We start from the raw sequence: 14,080 nt of genomic DNA on the forward strand, positions 1-14,080 counted from the left end.
ATCCCTCTGTTTCAAGTACAGAGGGATTTTTCTTTATTTAGATATATCCACAAACCCTTCGCCAAACACATCGCGTACGTCATGTACGATCACAAACGCTTTTTTGTCGCAGCTTCTAATGATTTTTTTCAGCATAGACAGCTCCTGTTTGTTAATGACGATATACAAAATCTCTTTTGACTGGCCCGTATAATTTCCCTTCCCTGATAAAATCGTCACGCCCCGATCCATCAAGGTATTTACCTGCTCTGCAATCTCACTCTTATTTTCTGAAATGACCGTAATGGCTTTTTTCGTATTCAAACCTTCAATGATGAAGTCCATCACTTTGGTACCGATATACAGCATCACGATCGTAAACATCATTTTTTCTGCACCAATAATAAAATAAGAGCTGAATACTACGATTAAATCAAAAAACAAGAGTGCATAGCTGATATTCCAGTCTAAATATTTATTAGCAATTCTGGCCAGAATCGCGGAACCGGCTGTCGTCCCGCCGACCCGGATAATCATGCCGATCCCGACTCCCGCAAATACACCTGCGAAAATCGTATTAATGATCAATTCATCAGACGGAATGCTCCACCCATGTGTCAGATGAAGAAAAAGCGAATTTGCCGCAACCGCAATGATCGTATAAACCGTTGTTTTTCCATCCAGAAACTTGTAGCCGATTAAAAGCAAAAACGCATTTAAGATAAAGTTCGTGACACCAGGAGACCATTGAAACAGATAATACAATATCAGCGTAATCCCAGTGACTCCGCCTTCCCCAAGATCATTGGGAATCGCAAATAAATTAACCGCAAGCGCGAAGAAAAAAGCGCCAATCACAAGCATAAGTACATCCAGCATTCTCTTTTTCATCACGAAAACACTCCTTCTCATTGTTCTGTTCTAGCAAATAAAAAAACCCAGGAGAACGCTCTCGAAAAAGAGCAGAAACTCCTGGGCTTTTATCCCACCGTGTCATAACAGCCAAGCTGCTATGTGTTTTCTCTCGGTCACAGTCCAATTTGCATTGCGGAACCCTAGAAAACCACTGTTTTTATCATATCCTTTTCACTTTCCAATATTAGCATTATAAGGGACGGTTCGAATTGGTTCAAGGGGTATTTGCGGAACTGAAAAAACTTACAAGGGTACCTTAAGAGGCGTTCTTGTTCTTTAAAAAGGCCTTCTCTATTGAGAAGGCCTCCATTCTTATTCCGCACTCTTATACCCATTCACATTAGAAGACTGCCATCTCCAGGAATCAGCGCACATTTCCTCAAGGCCGCGTTTCGCTTCCCAGCCCAGATCCCGCTTGGCTTTCGCAGGATCTGCAAAGCATGTGGCGATGTCTCCCGGGCGGCGGTCCGCAAAACGGTACGGAACCTCTTTCCCTGACACTTTTTCAAAGGCTTTGACCATTTCAAGCACGCTGTAACCTGTGCCTGTTCCAAGGTTGTATGCATCGGCTCCTGTAGAGTTCAATACTTTTTCCAGCGCCTTGACGTGGCCTTCTGCGAGATCAACGACGTGAATATAATCGCGTACGCCTGTCCCGTCTTTTGTCGGATAGTCATTTCCGAATACGCTTAATTGCTCGAGCTTCCCGACTGCTACCTGTGCCACATACGGCATAAGGTTATTTGGGATTCCGTTCGGGTCTTCACCGATCCGTCCGCTTGGATGCGCGCCGAACGGGTTAAAGTAACGAAGCAGCGCAACGCTCCACTCATTGTCGGCTGTATGCAAATCACGCAATATTTGTTCAAGCATGAGCTTCGTCTGCCCATAAGGATTTGTCGCGCCTAATGGAAAGTCTTCCGTAATCGGCGATGTTTCCGGAACGCCGTATACTGTCGCGGATGAACTGAACACGATTTTCTTGACGCCGTATTTCTCCATGGCCTCGCATAAAATAAACGTTCCTGTCAGATTGTTATGATAATATTTGAGCGGAATCGCAACAGATTCACCGACTGCTTTTAACCCAGCAAAATGAATCACAGCTTCGATTTCATTTTCAGCAAAAACCGCATCTACTGCTTCCCGGTCCAATAAATCCGCTTCGTAGAACGTTAAATCTTTTCCCGTAATCTCCTTTACACGGTTCAGCGCCTCAGCCGAACTGTTGGACAGATTATCAAGAACAACAATCTCGTAGCCGCTGTTCAATAATTCAACACATGTGTGGCTGCCAATGTACCCGGCACCACCAGTAACAAGTATTGCCATGATGTAAACCCTCCTAAAAAATGACCTGCTATTATTATATAGTGTTTAGGACGGCTCCACATCCATTTTTAAGAAGTTTAATCGTTTATTAATAGTTTTTTCATATGTTATCAGCATTTTTACGCCATGTTACATAACTTTATGCAGCGCGAACAAGTATAGCAGCTGAAAAATCAATCTGCCGGTTGACGTTTTCCTTTCCCTTTTTCGCTATGCTTAATGCAGAAAGGATTTGATGACATGGCGATGAGCCCTTATATTTTTATTGTATTGATTCTTATTATTTTATCGATGTATCGAGAAAGAACGGTGAAGCCCGGGAAGTTGCTGATCATTCCGCTGCTGCTCTTATGGGGCGTATCAGCATCGTTTCAGCCGGCGTATTTTCATTCCGTATTACATGTGGCGATCAGCGGCATTTTATTACTGATCGGGCTGGCCTGCGGGTTTGGCATTGGGAAGATGGTAAATGTACGGATTCACCCGGAAACCGGAAAGGTCACTTCACGCGGCTCCCTTGGAAGTGTTATTCTCATTCTAGTGATACTTTCTTTGCGTATGGCCGCGAGAACATGGCTGCCTGAGAGCAACGAGATGTTTATTGCCATTATTCATTCTATGTTCTTCATTCCCCTCGGCACCATCACAGCCCGTAACATCATGCTTTATAAAGCTTACAGACGGCTGACCGCTGGCAAAGTATCCATTCAATAACTGAAAGAAGGACCAGCATGAACGGACAAACTCCGGCTCGGCACTACTACAAGAAGCTTGTGCCGAGCCTTATTCTCATTTTGAATTGCATACAATTTTTATCTCATCCAACTAAGGCTGATCCCATTTTGTTAGCATTTGTATTTGCGGTATACTTAGCATTCATTTGGATCATTCCCTATGTGGCATCCACCGCTGTTAGTTTGAGCATATTCGTCGGGCTTTGGATCCTGACCGTTTTTCTTTGGGCTGTTTCCGGCCAAGAGCAGGGAGCCGCCTTTTTTTTACTCGTATTTTTAATGGTTTATGCAGCCATAAAGCTTCCTGCACGGCTGTCTTTGATCCTTACAGTGTGCCTAATTGGGGGCAATGCTTTCTTTTTGTATTCTGTTTTTGACAGCAGCTGGGACGATATCATCAGCAACATCTCGATCATGATCGGACTCTACGTCTTCTTCTCCTCCATGCGTTTCAGACGAGAAGCGAGAAAGGAGGCTGAACGGAATCATGCTGAATTGGCAAAAATGCATGTGCAACTGGAGCATGCTCATAAAGAACTCCAGAAAGCGCATGCAGAGCTGCAGGAGGCTTCTGTTCTTTCATTAAGGTACGCGGTCCTTGAGGAACGTACAAGAATCGCCCGCGACATTCATGACAGCATCGGTCACGAGCTGACTTCTGTGATTGTTCAGCTTCAATCTCTTCCCTATATACTCAAAAGCAGCAAGGAAGATTCAGAAAAAGTCATTCAAAATGTACTGAGTGTCGCCAGGGAATGTCTTCAAGAGGTACGGTCTGTCGTTCACCAAATGGGCCGTAGTGAATCGATGGTGGGGCTTACCGCTTTGCGGGGGCTCATTCATCAAGTGGAGGAACGGAGCGGCTTGCACGTTTCTTTAGATACTGCCGGACTGTCAGAAGAGTCTTGGCCTCCAAACGTGAGCGAAACGATCTACCGCATCTTGCAGGAAGCGCTGACCAATATCATTCGTCACGCTGACGCTTCTCATGCGGCGGCCGTCATTTCTAACGACAAGTCCCATCTCTATGTCACAATCACCGACGACGGACAATTCACCGGCATCCTTACTTATGGATTTGGCCTGACAGGAATGAAAGAGCGCGCAGAAAAAGCAGGCGGTTCCCTTACTTTCAGTGCCGTACAGCCGAGCGGCCTGAAAATTGAGCTGTCATTGCCGCTCACGACAACGAATAAGGAGCAAAAAGATGAACAAAGATAAAATACGCGTCGCGCTTGCCGATGATCAGCCGCTTGTGCGTGAAGGCTTCCGCTACGTCATCAACGCACAGACGGATATGGCGGTTTCTGGCGAGGCCGGCGACGGTCACGATATTATAGCACTCGCAAAACAAACAAAACCCGATGTCATTCTCATGGATGTCCAGATGCCGCATTGCTCAGGCATCGAAGCGGCGAAAGACATTATGTCCGCACTTCCAAATACAAAGATAGTCATTTTAACCACCTTTGACACGGAAGAATACGTATTTGAAGGCATCCGTGCGGGAGCAGTCGGCTATCTGCTGAAGGATACACTTCCTGAAGAGTTGATAGATGCGATTCGCGCTGCGGCCAGAGGCGAGGCGATTTTCCGTACAGTCACAGCTGCTAAAATTATCAGTGAGACGTTTCGGGCGAAGCAACAGCCCCATCCAGAAGAACTGGCAGAGCCGTTCACCAAAAGAGAGCTTGAGGTTCTTCAGCAAATGGCCTACGGACTGAGAAATGAGGATATTGCTGAAAAGCTTTTCGTCAGTGAAAGCACTGTGAAAACCCACGTGCACCGCATCCTGCAAAAATGCAATGCCCAAGACCGGACACAGGCAGTCGTTTTTGCCATTCGAAACGGTATTGTGCAATAGAAATCTCTCATCCCGCCATGCTAAAATAAGACAAAGGAGATGATTGGAAATGAAAGAAGAAATCATTGAACGGTTTACTACATATGTAAAAGTCGACACACAGTCCGATGAATCCGTTGACACTTGTCCTTCCACACCCGGCCAATTGACATTAGGAAACATGCTCGTTGATGAATTGAAGTCCATCGGCATGCAGGATGCAGCCATTGATGAAAACGGCTATGTCATGGCAACTCTTCCCTCCAATACTGAAAAAGACGTGCCGACAATCGGTTTTCTCGCTCACGTCGACACCGCTACAGACTTTACCGGCAAAAACGTGAATCCGCAAATCATCGAAAGCTATGATGGAAAAGACATCGTTCTTAACGAACAGCTGCAGGTCACCCTGTCACCTGATCAATTCCCTGAGCTGTCTGGCTATAAGGGCCATACACTCATCACCACAGACGGCACTACCCTTCTCGGCGCAGACAATAAGGCCGGTATCGCTGAAATCATGACAGCCATGGATTACCTCATCAAACACCCTGAAATCAAGCACGGCACAATCAGAGTCGCCTTTACGCCTGATGAAGAAATCGGAAGAGGGCCGCACAAATTTGATGTGAAACGGTTCAATGCTTCCTTTGCCTACACGGTTGACGGCGGGCCGCTCGGCGAGCTTGAATATGAAAGCTTCAATGCCGCTGCCGCAAAAATTACGATTAAAGGCAACAACGTACATCCCGGAACAGCTAAAGGAAAAATGATCAACTCTGCGAAAATCGCGATGAAGCTGAACAGCCTGCTGCCGGCAGACGAAGCGCCTGAACATACGGAAGGTTATGAAGGATTCTACCACCTGCTGTCGATTCAAGGAGACGTAGAGGAAACAAAGCTCCACTACATTATTAGAGACTTTGACAAAGAGAATTTCCAAAACAGAAAAGAAACAATGAAGCGTGCCGTTGAAGAACTTCAAAACGAATACGGGCAAGACCGGATTCTGCTGGATATGAACGACCAATACTACAACATGAGAGAGAAAATTGAACCTGTCATCGAAATCGTCAACATTGCCAAGCAAGCGATGGAAAACCTCGGCATCGAACCGAAGATTTCCCCCATCCGCGGCGGCACCGACGGATCACAGCTGTCCTACATGGGGCTTCCGACGCCAAACATCTTTACAGGCGGGGAAAACTTCCACGGCAAATTTGAATACATCTCAGTTGACAACATGGTCAAAGCCGTAAATGTCATCGTTGAGATTGCAAAGCAGTTTGAAGCGCAAGCATAGTGCCAAAAAACCAGTCCAAAAAAGGACTGGTTTTTTTGTGTGAAAATGAAACATTTTAAACGCGTCCTCCGTAAAACAAGTATCAACAAATGAGGAGGAAAAACAATGACAAAACATGCAATCGCTGCAAAGAGTCTCTTGAAAAAATGGATCATTTCCAGGCCGCTTAACATGCAAAAGAAATCCAGCCCATTTCAAAAAATCAGAAAAATGTTCAAACGCTTCTTCAAATAAAACATTCAAATCCCCTAAATACAATCCGTATTCACCCGTACCGCCCAAATGCTCCGTAATTTGGGTTTTTTGTGTTCAATTCCGCAAAATAGGGTATAAACCAAACAAGCAAGAAAACAGCACCCAAAAACAGGTAATTCGAATTACGTAAACTTAGGTTAAAAGTTGTATAAAGGAATTTATTTTATCGTCGATAGTAACTATAGAACCAATCATCAACAAGAGCAAACAGCGTGATTCAAGACTATTTTCAGGTCATCAGGTTATACTGTTTTAGAGGGACAGTTTCTTGTTATTTATTGATTTAGAATTTTTTGAATACTTTTTGGCATTTTATCCGTACAATAGAGAGTACCAAAACTTTTTTTGGGAGGTATGTAATATGATCCTATTTATTATCATCGCATTATGTGGCTATCTTCTTTTTTCTTTCAGCAAGGACAATCGCCGCAAACCGCAAAAGACAAGCCCTCTGCCAGCAGCCGCACCTCATCACAACAACCTAATCGACCTTGACGCCATCCGCCAAAAACGCCGGATGCATCTTTCCTAATTCTATATTTCAAACGAAAAGGCTGCTGAATCACGCAGCCTTTTAAGATTGTTTTGATTTAGAGCCTGAAACCTTTTCGCCACCTATCCGTAATTTCATACAAGGCAAACCCAAAGGAGACTTCAGCAATGATCGAGTTATTTATGAAACAAAAAATGTTCTCATTTAAAGATGCATTTCACATTTATGACCGGGATGAACAAGAAACATTCAAGGTGGAGGGGCGTTTTTTCTCGTTAGGAGACTCATTACAAATGACAGACTCATCTGGGAAAACGCTCGTTTCCATAGAACAAAAACTAATGTCTTTATTGCCGCGCTATGAGATTTCAATTGGTGGGAAAACAATTTGTGAGGTAACGAAGAAAGTAACTTTTTTCAAACCAAAATTTGTGATTTCCGGGCTTAACTGGGAAATCGATGGTGATTTATGGAGGGATGAATTCCAGCTGACGGACGGGGAAAATGTCCGGATGTCAGTGAGCAAAAAGTGGCTCAGTTGGGGTGATTCCTATCACTTGCAGATTGCAAACGAGGAAGATGTTCTGATTTGCACTGCCATCGCTATCGTGCTTGATATGGTTTTATATAACGATGAAGATGAAAGTATTCTCTAAAAAACATTGACAATTGATCCAAAAGTAATAATATTAAGATAATTGAAATCTGAATATGAAGTTGTACCTTATCAAGAGAGGTGGAGGGACTGGCCCTATGATACCCGGCAACCGCTGTTTCAAACAGAATGGTGCTAAATCCTTAAGAACATTGCGTTCTTGCAGATGAGGCGGAGATTTGATCGTTCAAGCTCTTCCTTCACAAAGGAAGAGCTTTTTACATGCTCAATATTTCAGAAAAGAGGCGAATAACATGGCTCAACAAACGAATGTTGCAGGACAAAAAACAGAAAAACAACGCAAAGCACCTTTCCGCGCCGATCATGTCGGCAGTTTGCTTCGTTCCGTTCCGGTAAAGCAAGCCCGGCAAAAAAAAGCGGCTGGTGAGATGACAGCAGAACAGCTTCGTGATATCGAAAATCAAGAGATCACCCGCATCGTGGAAAAACAAAAAGAAATCGGTCTCGATGTGGTAACAGACGGGGAATTCCGACGTTCCTGGTGGCATTATGACTTCCTGGAAGGGCTTGACGGTGTGGAACCGTTCATCCCGGCTGAGGGAATTCAGTTCCATAACACAAAAACGAAAGCGCGCAGCATCAAAGTGACGGGAAAACTCGATTTTACGAGCCACCCAGCGCTTGCTGATTATCAATTTTTACATGAGATTGCTGGTAACGCGACGCCAAAATTGACCATTCCCAGCCCAAATATGCTGTTTTTTGGCGAAAAGGCGGATAAAGAGATTTATGACGATCAAGAGGAATACTTTCATGATCTGGCCCAAGCGTACAAAAAAGCAATCAAAGCCTTCTATGATGCTGGCTGCCGTTATCTCCAGCTCGATGATACGTCATGGTCTCTCTTCTTTGAGGAAAAAGGCAGAGAGGTTGTCCGGGCGCTCGGCGGCGATCCAGAAACATTGCCAGCCATATTTGCCAAAACAATTAACGATGCCGTCGCAGACCGGCCTGACGATTTAACGATCACAATGCACATTTGCCGCGGCAACTTCCGCTCAACCTGGGCGGCATCAGGAGGGTACGACGCTGTAGCGGAAACGATTTTGGACGGCTTAAACCTTGACGGCCTTTTCTTGGAATACGATGATGACCGCTCCGGAAACTTTGATCCGCTCCGTTTTGTGAAGCGCAAGGATCTGCAAATTGTGCTCGGCTTGATCACATCGAAATACGGCGAGCTTGAAAATCCTGAGGATGTGAAACGCCGTATCAATGAAGCCGCGCGTTTTGTCAGCTTGGACCAGCTATGCCTGAGCCCGCAGTGCGGTTTCGCCTCTACAGAAGAAGGCAACCTTCTGACAGAGGAGCAGCAATGGGCAAAGCTTCGCCATGTCATCGACATTGCCAACGATGTGTGGAGATAATCTATCATTGACAGAAATAGAAAATGTGTGAATAATAGATACTATCAGAAAATTTCATAAAAAGGTTTTCCTTATCAAGAGAGGTGGAGGGACTGGCCCTGCGATACCCGGCAACCGCTGTTTAACAGAATGGTGCTAAATCCTTTAGAGCAATGATTGCTCTTGAAGATAAGGTTGAGATTGTCACGCAAGCTCTTCCTTATCCAAAGGAAGAGCTTTTTTACATTTGAATGGAAAGAAGGAATGGACAACATGTCACAACAAACAACACCCGCAGAACAAAAATCACTTCAAAGAAAAAAACCGCCGTTTCGCGCGGATCAAGTCGGAAGCCTGCTAAGATCTGAGCCCGTCAAAAAAGCGCGGCTGCAAAAAGCGGCCGGCGATATGACCGCTGAGCAGCTTCGCCAAATTGAAAACGATGAAATCATCCGCATTGTGGAAAAACAGAAGGAAACCGGCCTGAACGTCGTGACAGACGGTGAATTCCGCAGAGCATGGTGGCACTTTGATTTCCTGGAGAACCTGGATGGCGTTGAGCCGTTTACTCCTGAGCAAGGCATTCAATTCCATAACGTACAAACAAAAGCACGCGGCATTAAAGTCACAGGCGATATCGACTTTTCAACTCACCCAATGCTTGAAGATTATTCATTTCTCCATAGCATTGCCGGTGACGCGACGCCAAAGATGACGATTCCAAGCCCGAATATGCTGTTTTTCCGCGGAAAACTGGAAAAGGATGCGTATAAAAAAGATTATCACCTTTTCCAGCATGATGTATCCAAAGCATATAAAAAAGCGATTCAAGCGTTTTATGACAGAGGCTGCCGCTACCTCCAGCTTGATGATACAGCGTGGGCCGTTTTCTTATCTGAAAAAGGCTTAAAACAAATCGAAGCGTTCGGAACAACGCCTGACGAGCTTCGCCAGCTGTTTGCGAAATCGATTAACGACGCGATTGCAGACCGCCCGGATGACTTGACGGTAACCATGCATATTTGCCGCGGCAACTTCCAGTCCACTTGGACAGCGGAAGGCGGATATGACGCAGCAGCCGAAACCATTTTTGACGGCTTGAATCTTGACGGACTTTTCTTAGAGTATGATGATTCACGCTCAGGCGGATTTGAGCCGCTCCGTTACGTAAAACGGTCTGATCTTCAGCTTGTTCTTGGCTTAGTGACATCTAAATTCGGTGAGCTTGAAAATCCGGACGACGTGAAACGCCGTATCGAAGAAGCGTCCCGTTATGTAAGCTTAGACCAGCTTTGCCTCAGCCCTCAATGCGGATTTGCTTCAACAGAGGAAGGCAACAAGCTGACTGAAGAACAGCAATGGGCGAAGCTCCGCCATGTGGTTGAGATCGCTAATGATGTTTGGAAATAAGAAAAGAAAAAACACACTTGATTCCCTAGCGGAGCAAGTGTGTTTTTTATGTCATTGTGCGGTGTAGCCCCCATCAAGGACGACAGCCTGCCCAGTGACGCCCTTCGCCTTCTCGCTTGCCAAAAACACGGCATAATCCGCAATTTCCTTGACGGAAAGCAGTCGCTTTTGCGGCACAAGCGGAAAAATGACTTGTTCAAGTACAGAGTCGTAAGGGACATTTCTAGTTTTCGATAGATCGCTAAGCTGATTGCGTACAAGCTGGGTATCGACATAACCCGGACAGAGCGCATTGACTGTTATGCCGTGGGGCGCGCCTTCCAGCGCCCCTACTTTTGTGAGTCCAATGACGCCGTGCTTGGCGCTATTATAAGCGGATTTCCCTGCAAAGCCGACTAATCCATTAACAGACGCGATATTAATGATTCTGCCAAACTGCTGTTTTTTCATGATCGGAAAAACATGCTTCATTGCAATAAAGGGCGCCGTCAGCATGACCTTGATAAGCTGTTCAAAGGTCTCTGTCGGAAACTCTTCAATCGGAGCGACGTGCTGAATACCGGCATTGTTCACCAAAATATCCAAGCGGCCGTATCGTTTTCGGATGACATTCACCGTATCAGCAACTTGCGCTTCCTTTGTCACATCATACGGAATGGCCGTCGCGTCCAAGCCTTCTTCTTCAAGCTTGGAGGCTGCTTGTTCACATGCTTCCGGACGGAGGTCTGAAACGATGACGCTAGCGCCTTCACGGGCGAATTCTCTTGCCATTTCGAATCCGATTCCGCCGGCAGCCCCTGTCACCAAAGCGACTTGTTTTCTCATGTCAAACACCTTCCCATTAAGAATTGAGTACAGACTGGCTTACAGCGAAATCAGCTTCTGTTTTTTCATAAACCTCTTCAATTGTGACACCCTCCTGAAGCTCCGTCAGTGTCATGCGGCCGTTCACAAAATCAAATACAGCCAAATCCGTAATCAGCCTGTGTACGACTTTCCGGCCTGTCAGCGGAAGGGAGCATGTTTTTTTCACCTTTGATTCACCATGCTTATTGACGTGCTCCATGATGACAACGATTCGTTTCGCCCCGTTGACGAGATCCATGGCGCCGCCCATCCCTTTTACCATTTTGCCCGGAATCATCCAATTGGCCAAATCCCCCTGCTCCGAAACCTCCATTCCGCCGAGAATAGCCAAATCGATATGCCCGCCTCTTATCATCGCGAATGACTCAGCGCTGTCAAAATAAGAGGCGCCGGTCACTTCAGTGATCGTTTCCTTTCCCGCATTGATCAAATCCGCGTCTTCCGTTCCTTCCAGAGGATAGGGGCCAATTCCGAGCAAGCCGTTTTCCGACTGAAGCATGACGTGAACGCCATCGGGTATCTCATTTGCGACAAGCGTCGGCATGCCAATCCCGAGATTCACGTTCATGCCGTCCTTGATTTCTTGTACAGCCCGTTTGACCATTCGTTTTCTCGCTTCCTTCACTTGGCCTCACCCTTTCCCGATGCTTGCTGAACTGTTCGTTTTTCAATCCGTTTTTCTTGGCTCGCGCCAAGCACGACATGCTGTACGTAAATTCCCGGCGTATGGATGTGATCTGGATCGAGCTCTCCTGCTTCCACGATTTCTTCCGCCTCGGCAATCGTGATCTTGCCTGCCATGGCGGCAATGGGATTGAAATTTCTCGCCGTTTTCCTAAAAACCAAATTGCCCATGGTGTCCGCTTTCCACGCTTTGACGATCGCCACATCGCCGGTAATGCCTCGCTCCAGCACATAAGTCCGGCCGCCGAATGTTTTATGTTCTTTTCCCTCGGCTATGGAGGTGCCGACGCCTGTCGCCGTATAAAATCCCGGTATGCCTGCACCGCCTGCACGAATTCTCTCAGCGAGCGTTCCTTGGGGAACAAGCTCGACCTCAAGCTCTCCGCTTAAAAACTGCCGCTCAAAAATTTTATTTTCACCGACATAGGAAGCGATCATTTTCTTGATTTGCTTGTTAGCCAGAAGCAAACCAAGCCCCCAGTCATCGACTCCACAGTTATTGCTGACAACGGTTAAATCCTTTACTCCCTGATCTCTTATAGACAAAATGAGCTGTTCAGGGATGCCGCACAGCCCAAACCCTCCCGCGATCAGCGTATCCCCATCATGAATCAGTTTCGCAGCTTCCTTGCTTGATGACAGCACTTTTCCCATATTGATGCCCCTTTCGTTTTCTTCTACACTAGACCAGTCAGGCTGTAAATCGCGATTACAGCAAATACGGCAGCAGTTTTAATGAGCGTGATCGCAAAAATATCGCGATAGGATTGCCGGTGGGTCAAACCCGTCACGGCCAGAAGCGTGATAACGGCGCCATTATGCGGCAGTGTATCCATCCCGCCTGATGCCATTGAAATGACCCGATGCATCACCTCTGGCGGAATATTGTAAGCCTGAATCGCCTGTAAGTATTGTTCTGACATCGCGCTTAACGCAATGCCCATTCCTCCTGAAGCCGAGCCGGTGATTCCCGCCAGCGCAGTTGTCGTAACGGCGCCATTTACAAGCGGATCGGTAAAAGTATGTGAAATTCCGCTGCTCAGCTTATGAAACCCCGGCAGCGCGGCGATAATGCCGCCGAACCCGTACTCGGCACCCGTATTCATAGATGCCAGCAAGGCGCCGCCAATTCCTTCATTCAGCCCTTCCTTCATTTGGGCAAACACACTTCTCCAATCAAATAAAATCGTTGTGATGATGCCAATCACTAAAGCAATCTCCACCGACCAAATAGCAGCCGCTGAAGAAATATCAAGCCTGCCGAACTCCTTTAATCCTATGGAAGAAAAATCAAATCCATTCGGATACCACTTTGGCAGGTAAATGGTGAAATATTTATTCACTGCACCGACGAGAATAAGCGGGACAAAGGCAAGCGCGTGCCGAATCGGGCTTTTGTCCGGTTCAGCCGCGGACTCAATCGATTCAGGAGCAGGAGCATTCTGCGAATCAAAACCGCCATAGCCTTCGCCAGATGCCTGCGCTTTCTTCCGCCTTGATTCCAAATAGAGCATCCCAGCTGCCAGCACAATCACTGCGCCCATCAAGCCCAGCCAAGGGGCGGCATAAATGTCTGTTTTGAAAAACGACGTCGGGATGACATTTTGGATTTGCGGCGTTCCCGGAAGTGCGTCCATCGTAAACGTAAAAGCCCCTAAAGCAATCGTTCCCGGGATGAGGCGTTTTGGTATGTTTGCTTCTTGGAACATGTTTTTCGCAAAAGGATATACGGCAAATACGACAACAAACAGGCTGACGCCGCTGTACGTCAAGACAGCGCCCATCAGCACAATGGCAAGTATCGCTCTTTTTGCCCCGACAAGCCGGACAATTGTTTTCGCGATTGATGCCGCAAGCCCGGCCATTTCAACGACCTTTCCAAAAATGGCACCGAGCAAAAACACTGGGAAATACAATTTAATAAAACCCGCCATCTTCTCCATAAAAATTGATGAAAAAAAAGGAAGCACATGGCTTGGATCTGTCAGCAGCACCGCGAATAACGCGCAAATCGGCGCAAACAATATGACAGAAAATCCCCGATACGCCGTAAACATCAGCAAACCTAACGCCAATAGAATGATGATCAGTTCCACACACACATCCCCCGTTTCCGCGAACTAGAAAGCGTTTACATAAACCTGTCCGCATCGGCTGTTTCCGTCCCCTTTCCATATGTACGAGAAGCGTGGGCCAACTATTCCGATTAAAAAAGGAAAGCTCCTTTTTTCGGAGCTTCCCTC

Annotated in this window: 15 protein-coding genes and 3 riboswitches; of the genes, 9 read left to right on the forward strand and 6 right to left on the reverse strand. The window is 46.4% G+C overall.

Features of this window, described 5'->3' with window-relative positions; all coding sequences use genetic code 11:
* Positions 1 to 33: 33 nt before the first annotated feature.
* Together MKY50_RS20020 and galE are read right to left on the reverse strand one after the other, a co-directional pair.
* Positions 34 to 870, reverse strand: a complete 837-nt coding sequence (locus MKY50_RS20020; protein ID WP_003242615.1) for a YitT family protein — start codon at positions 868 to 870, stop codon at positions 34 to 36.
* A gap of 76 nt (positions 871 to 946) precedes the next feature.
* A riboswitch (guanidine-I (ykkC/yxkD leader) is annotated at positions 947 to 1,049 on the reverse strand.
* 157 nt (positions 1,050 to 1,206) lie between these two features.
* Positions 1,207 to 2,226 carry a UDP-glucose 4-epimerase GalE gene (galE, locus tag MKY50_RS20025; RefSeq protein ID WP_014481325.1) on the reverse strand — a complete coding sequence of 340 codons (1,020 nt, stop codon included), beginning with the start codon at positions 2,224 to 2,226 and terminating at the stop codon, positions 1,207 to 1,209.
* Between the two features lie 240 nt (positions 2,227 to 2,466).
* On the opposite strand from galE, the gene MKY50_RS20030 reads away from it, so the two are divergent.
* The 9 genes from MKY50_RS20030 to MKY50_RS20070 all read left to right on the forward strand — a co-directional run bounded on the left by MKY50_RS20030 (position 2,467) and on the right by MKY50_RS20070 (position 10,286).
* A complete protein-coding gene (locus MKY50_RS20030) occupies positions 2,467 to 2,940 on the forward strand; it encodes a DUF1453 domain-containing protein (protein ID WP_229762604.1) in 474 nt (157 codons plus the stop codon).
* A 17-nt stretch (positions 2,941 to 2,957) separates the two neighbouring features.
* Positions 2,958 to 4,181 (forward strand): sensor histidine kinase, encoded by a 1,224-nt coding sequence (locus tag MKY50_RS20035; protein ID WP_341117163.1) that lies wholly within the window; start codon positions 2,958 to 2,960, stop codon positions 4,179 to 4,181.
* On the forward strand, positions 4,168 to 4,824 hold the full coding sequence (gene yxjL, locus MKY50_RS20040; protein WP_341117164.1) for a two-component system response regulator YxJL: 657 nt from the start codon (positions 4,168 to 4,170) through the stop codon (positions 4,822 to 4,824). The genes MKY50_RS20035 and yxjL overlap by 14 nt, the downstream gene beginning before the upstream one ends.
* Positions 4,825 to 4,873: 49 nt before the next feature.
* The gene (pepT, locus tag MKY50_RS20045) at positions 4,874 to 6,106 is read left to right on the forward strand and encodes a peptidase T (RefSeq protein ID WP_076457405.1); all 1,233 of its coding nucleotides are present in this window, start codon (positions 4,874 to 4,876) and stop codon (positions 6,104 to 6,106) included.
* Positions 6,107 to 6,211: 105 nt separating this feature from the next.
* Positions 6,212 to 6,340 (forward strand): hypothetical protein, encoded by a 129-nt coding sequence (locus tag MKY50_RS20050; protein WP_003227241.1) that lies wholly within the window; start codon positions 6,212 to 6,214, stop codon positions 6,338 to 6,340.
* A 289-nt stretch (positions 6,341 to 6,629) separates the two neighbouring features.
* A complete protein-coding gene (locus tag MKY50_RS20055) occupies positions 6,630 to 6,893 on the forward strand; it encodes a hypothetical protein (RefSeq protein WP_010886640.1) in 264 nt (87 codons plus the stop codon).
* A gap of 128 nt (positions 6,894 to 7,021) precedes the next feature.
* Positions 7,022 to 7,510 (forward strand): LURP-one-related/scramblase family protein, encoded by a 489-nt coding sequence (locus MKY50_RS20060; RefSeq protein WP_341117165.1) that lies wholly within the window; start codon positions 7,022 to 7,024, stop codon positions 7,508 to 7,510.
* A 65-nt stretch (positions 7,511 to 7,575) separates the two neighbouring features.
* A riboswitch (SAM riboswitch) is annotated at positions 7,576 to 7,682 on the forward strand.
* A gap of 81 nt (positions 7,683 to 7,763) precedes the next feature.
* Positions 7,764 to 8,897, forward strand: a complete 1,134-nt coding sequence (locus MKY50_RS20065; protein WP_341117167.1) for a 5-methyltetrahydropteroyltriglutamate--homocysteine S-methyltransferase — start codon at positions 7,764 to 7,766, stop codon at positions 8,895 to 8,897.
* A 68-nt stretch (positions 8,898 to 8,965) separates the two neighbouring features.
* A riboswitch (SAM riboswitch) is annotated at positions 8,966 to 9,072 on the forward strand.
* Positions 9,073 to 9,149: 77 nt separating this feature from the next.
* Entirely contained in the window at positions 9,150 to 10,286 is a 1,137-nt protein-coding gene (locus MKY50_RS20070) for a 5-methyltetrahydropteroyltriglutamate--homocysteine S-methyltransferase (protein ID WP_046664015.1), read from the forward strand.
* 51 nt (positions 10,287 to 10,337) lie between these two features.
* Here the strand turns inward: MKY50_RS20070 and MKY50_RS20075 are convergent, their stop codons facing one another.
* Genes MKY50_RS20075 through MKY50_RS20090 form a run of 4 tightly spaced genes read right to left on the reverse strand, consistent with a single transcriptional unit; the run spans position 10,338 to position 13,933 of the window.
* Positions 10,338 to 11,111 carry a 3-hydroxybutyrate dehydrogenase gene (locus tag MKY50_RS20075; protein WP_327842600.1) on the reverse strand — a complete coding sequence of 258 codons (774 nt, stop codon included), beginning with the start codon at positions 11,109 to 11,111 and terminating at the stop codon, positions 10,338 to 10,340.
* Positions 11,112 to 11,127: 16 nt separating this feature from the next.
* Positions 11,128 to 11,778, reverse strand: coding sequence for a CoA transferase subunit B (locus MKY50_RS20080; RefSeq protein WP_327842601.1), 651 nt, complete (start codon positions 11,776 to 11,778; stop codon positions 11,128 to 11,130).
* Positions 11,775 to 12,491, reverse strand: coding sequence for a succinyl-CoA--3-ketoacid CoA transferase subunit A (locus MKY50_RS20085; protein WP_014481335.1), 717 nt, complete (start codon positions 12,489 to 12,491; stop codon positions 11,775 to 11,777). Before MKY50_RS20085 ends, MKY50_RS20080 begins: the two co-directional genes overlap by 4 nt.
* A gap of 23 nt (positions 12,492 to 12,514) precedes the next feature.
* On the reverse strand, positions 12,515 to 13,933 hold the full coding sequence (locus tag MKY50_RS20090) for a GntP family permease (protein WP_029318622.1): 1,419 nt from the start codon (positions 13,931 to 13,933) through the stop codon (positions 12,515 to 12,517).
* Positions 13,934 to 14,080 lie beyond the last annotated feature (147 nt).

Source organism: Bacillus sp. FSL R7-0685, from assembly GCF_038002425.1.
In the GTDB taxonomy this organism is placed as follows: domain Bacteria; phylum Bacillota; class Bacilli; order Bacillales; family Bacillaceae; genus Bacillus; species Bacillus subtilis.

Coding starts and splice junctions, on each gene's coding strand:
- MKY50_RS20060 (WP_341117165.1), top strand. CDS start 7,022: ATGATCGAGTTATTTATGAAACAAAAAATGTTCTCATTTAAAGATGCA.
- MKY50_RS20050 (WP_003227241.1), top strand. CDS start 6,212: ATGACAAAACATGCAATCGCTGCAAAGAGTCTCTTGAAAAAATGGATC.
- pepT (WP_076457405.1), top strand. CDS start 4,874: ATGAAAGAAGAAATCATTGAACGGTTTACTACATATGTAAAAGTCGAC.
- yxjL (WP_341117164.1), top strand. CDS start 4,168: ATGAACAAAGATAAAATACGCGTCGCGCTTGCCGATGATCAGCCGCTT.
- MKY50_RS20030 (WP_229762604.1), top strand. CDS start 2,467: ATGGCGATGAGCCCTTATATTTTTATTGTATTGATTCTTATTATTTTA.
- MKY50_RS20075 (WP_327842600.1), bottom strand. CDS start 11,111: ATGAGAAAACAAGTCGCTTTGGTGACAGGGGCTGCCGGCGGAATCGGA.
- MKY50_RS20020 (WP_003242615.1), bottom strand. CDS start 870: ATGAAAAAGAGAATGCTGGATGTACTTATGCTTGTGATTGGCGCTTTT.
- MKY50_RS20070 (WP_046664015.1), top strand. CDS start 9,150: ATGTCACAACAAACAACACCCGCAGAACAAAAATCACTTCAAAGAAAA.
- MKY50_RS20065 (WP_341117167.1), top strand. CDS start 7,764: ATGGCTCAACAAACGAATGTTGCAGGACAAAAAACAGAAAAACAACGC.
- galE (WP_014481325.1), bottom strand. CDS start 2,226: ATGGCAATACTTGTTACTGGTGGTGCCGGGTACATTGGCAGCCACACA.
- MKY50_RS20085 (WP_014481335.1), bottom strand. CDS start 12,491: ATGGGAAAAGTGCTGTCATCAAGCAAGGAAGCTGCGAAACTGATTCAT.
- MKY50_RS20035 (WP_341117163.1), top strand. CDS start 2,958: ATGAACGGACAAACTCCGGCTCGGCACTACTACAAGAAGCTTGTGCCG.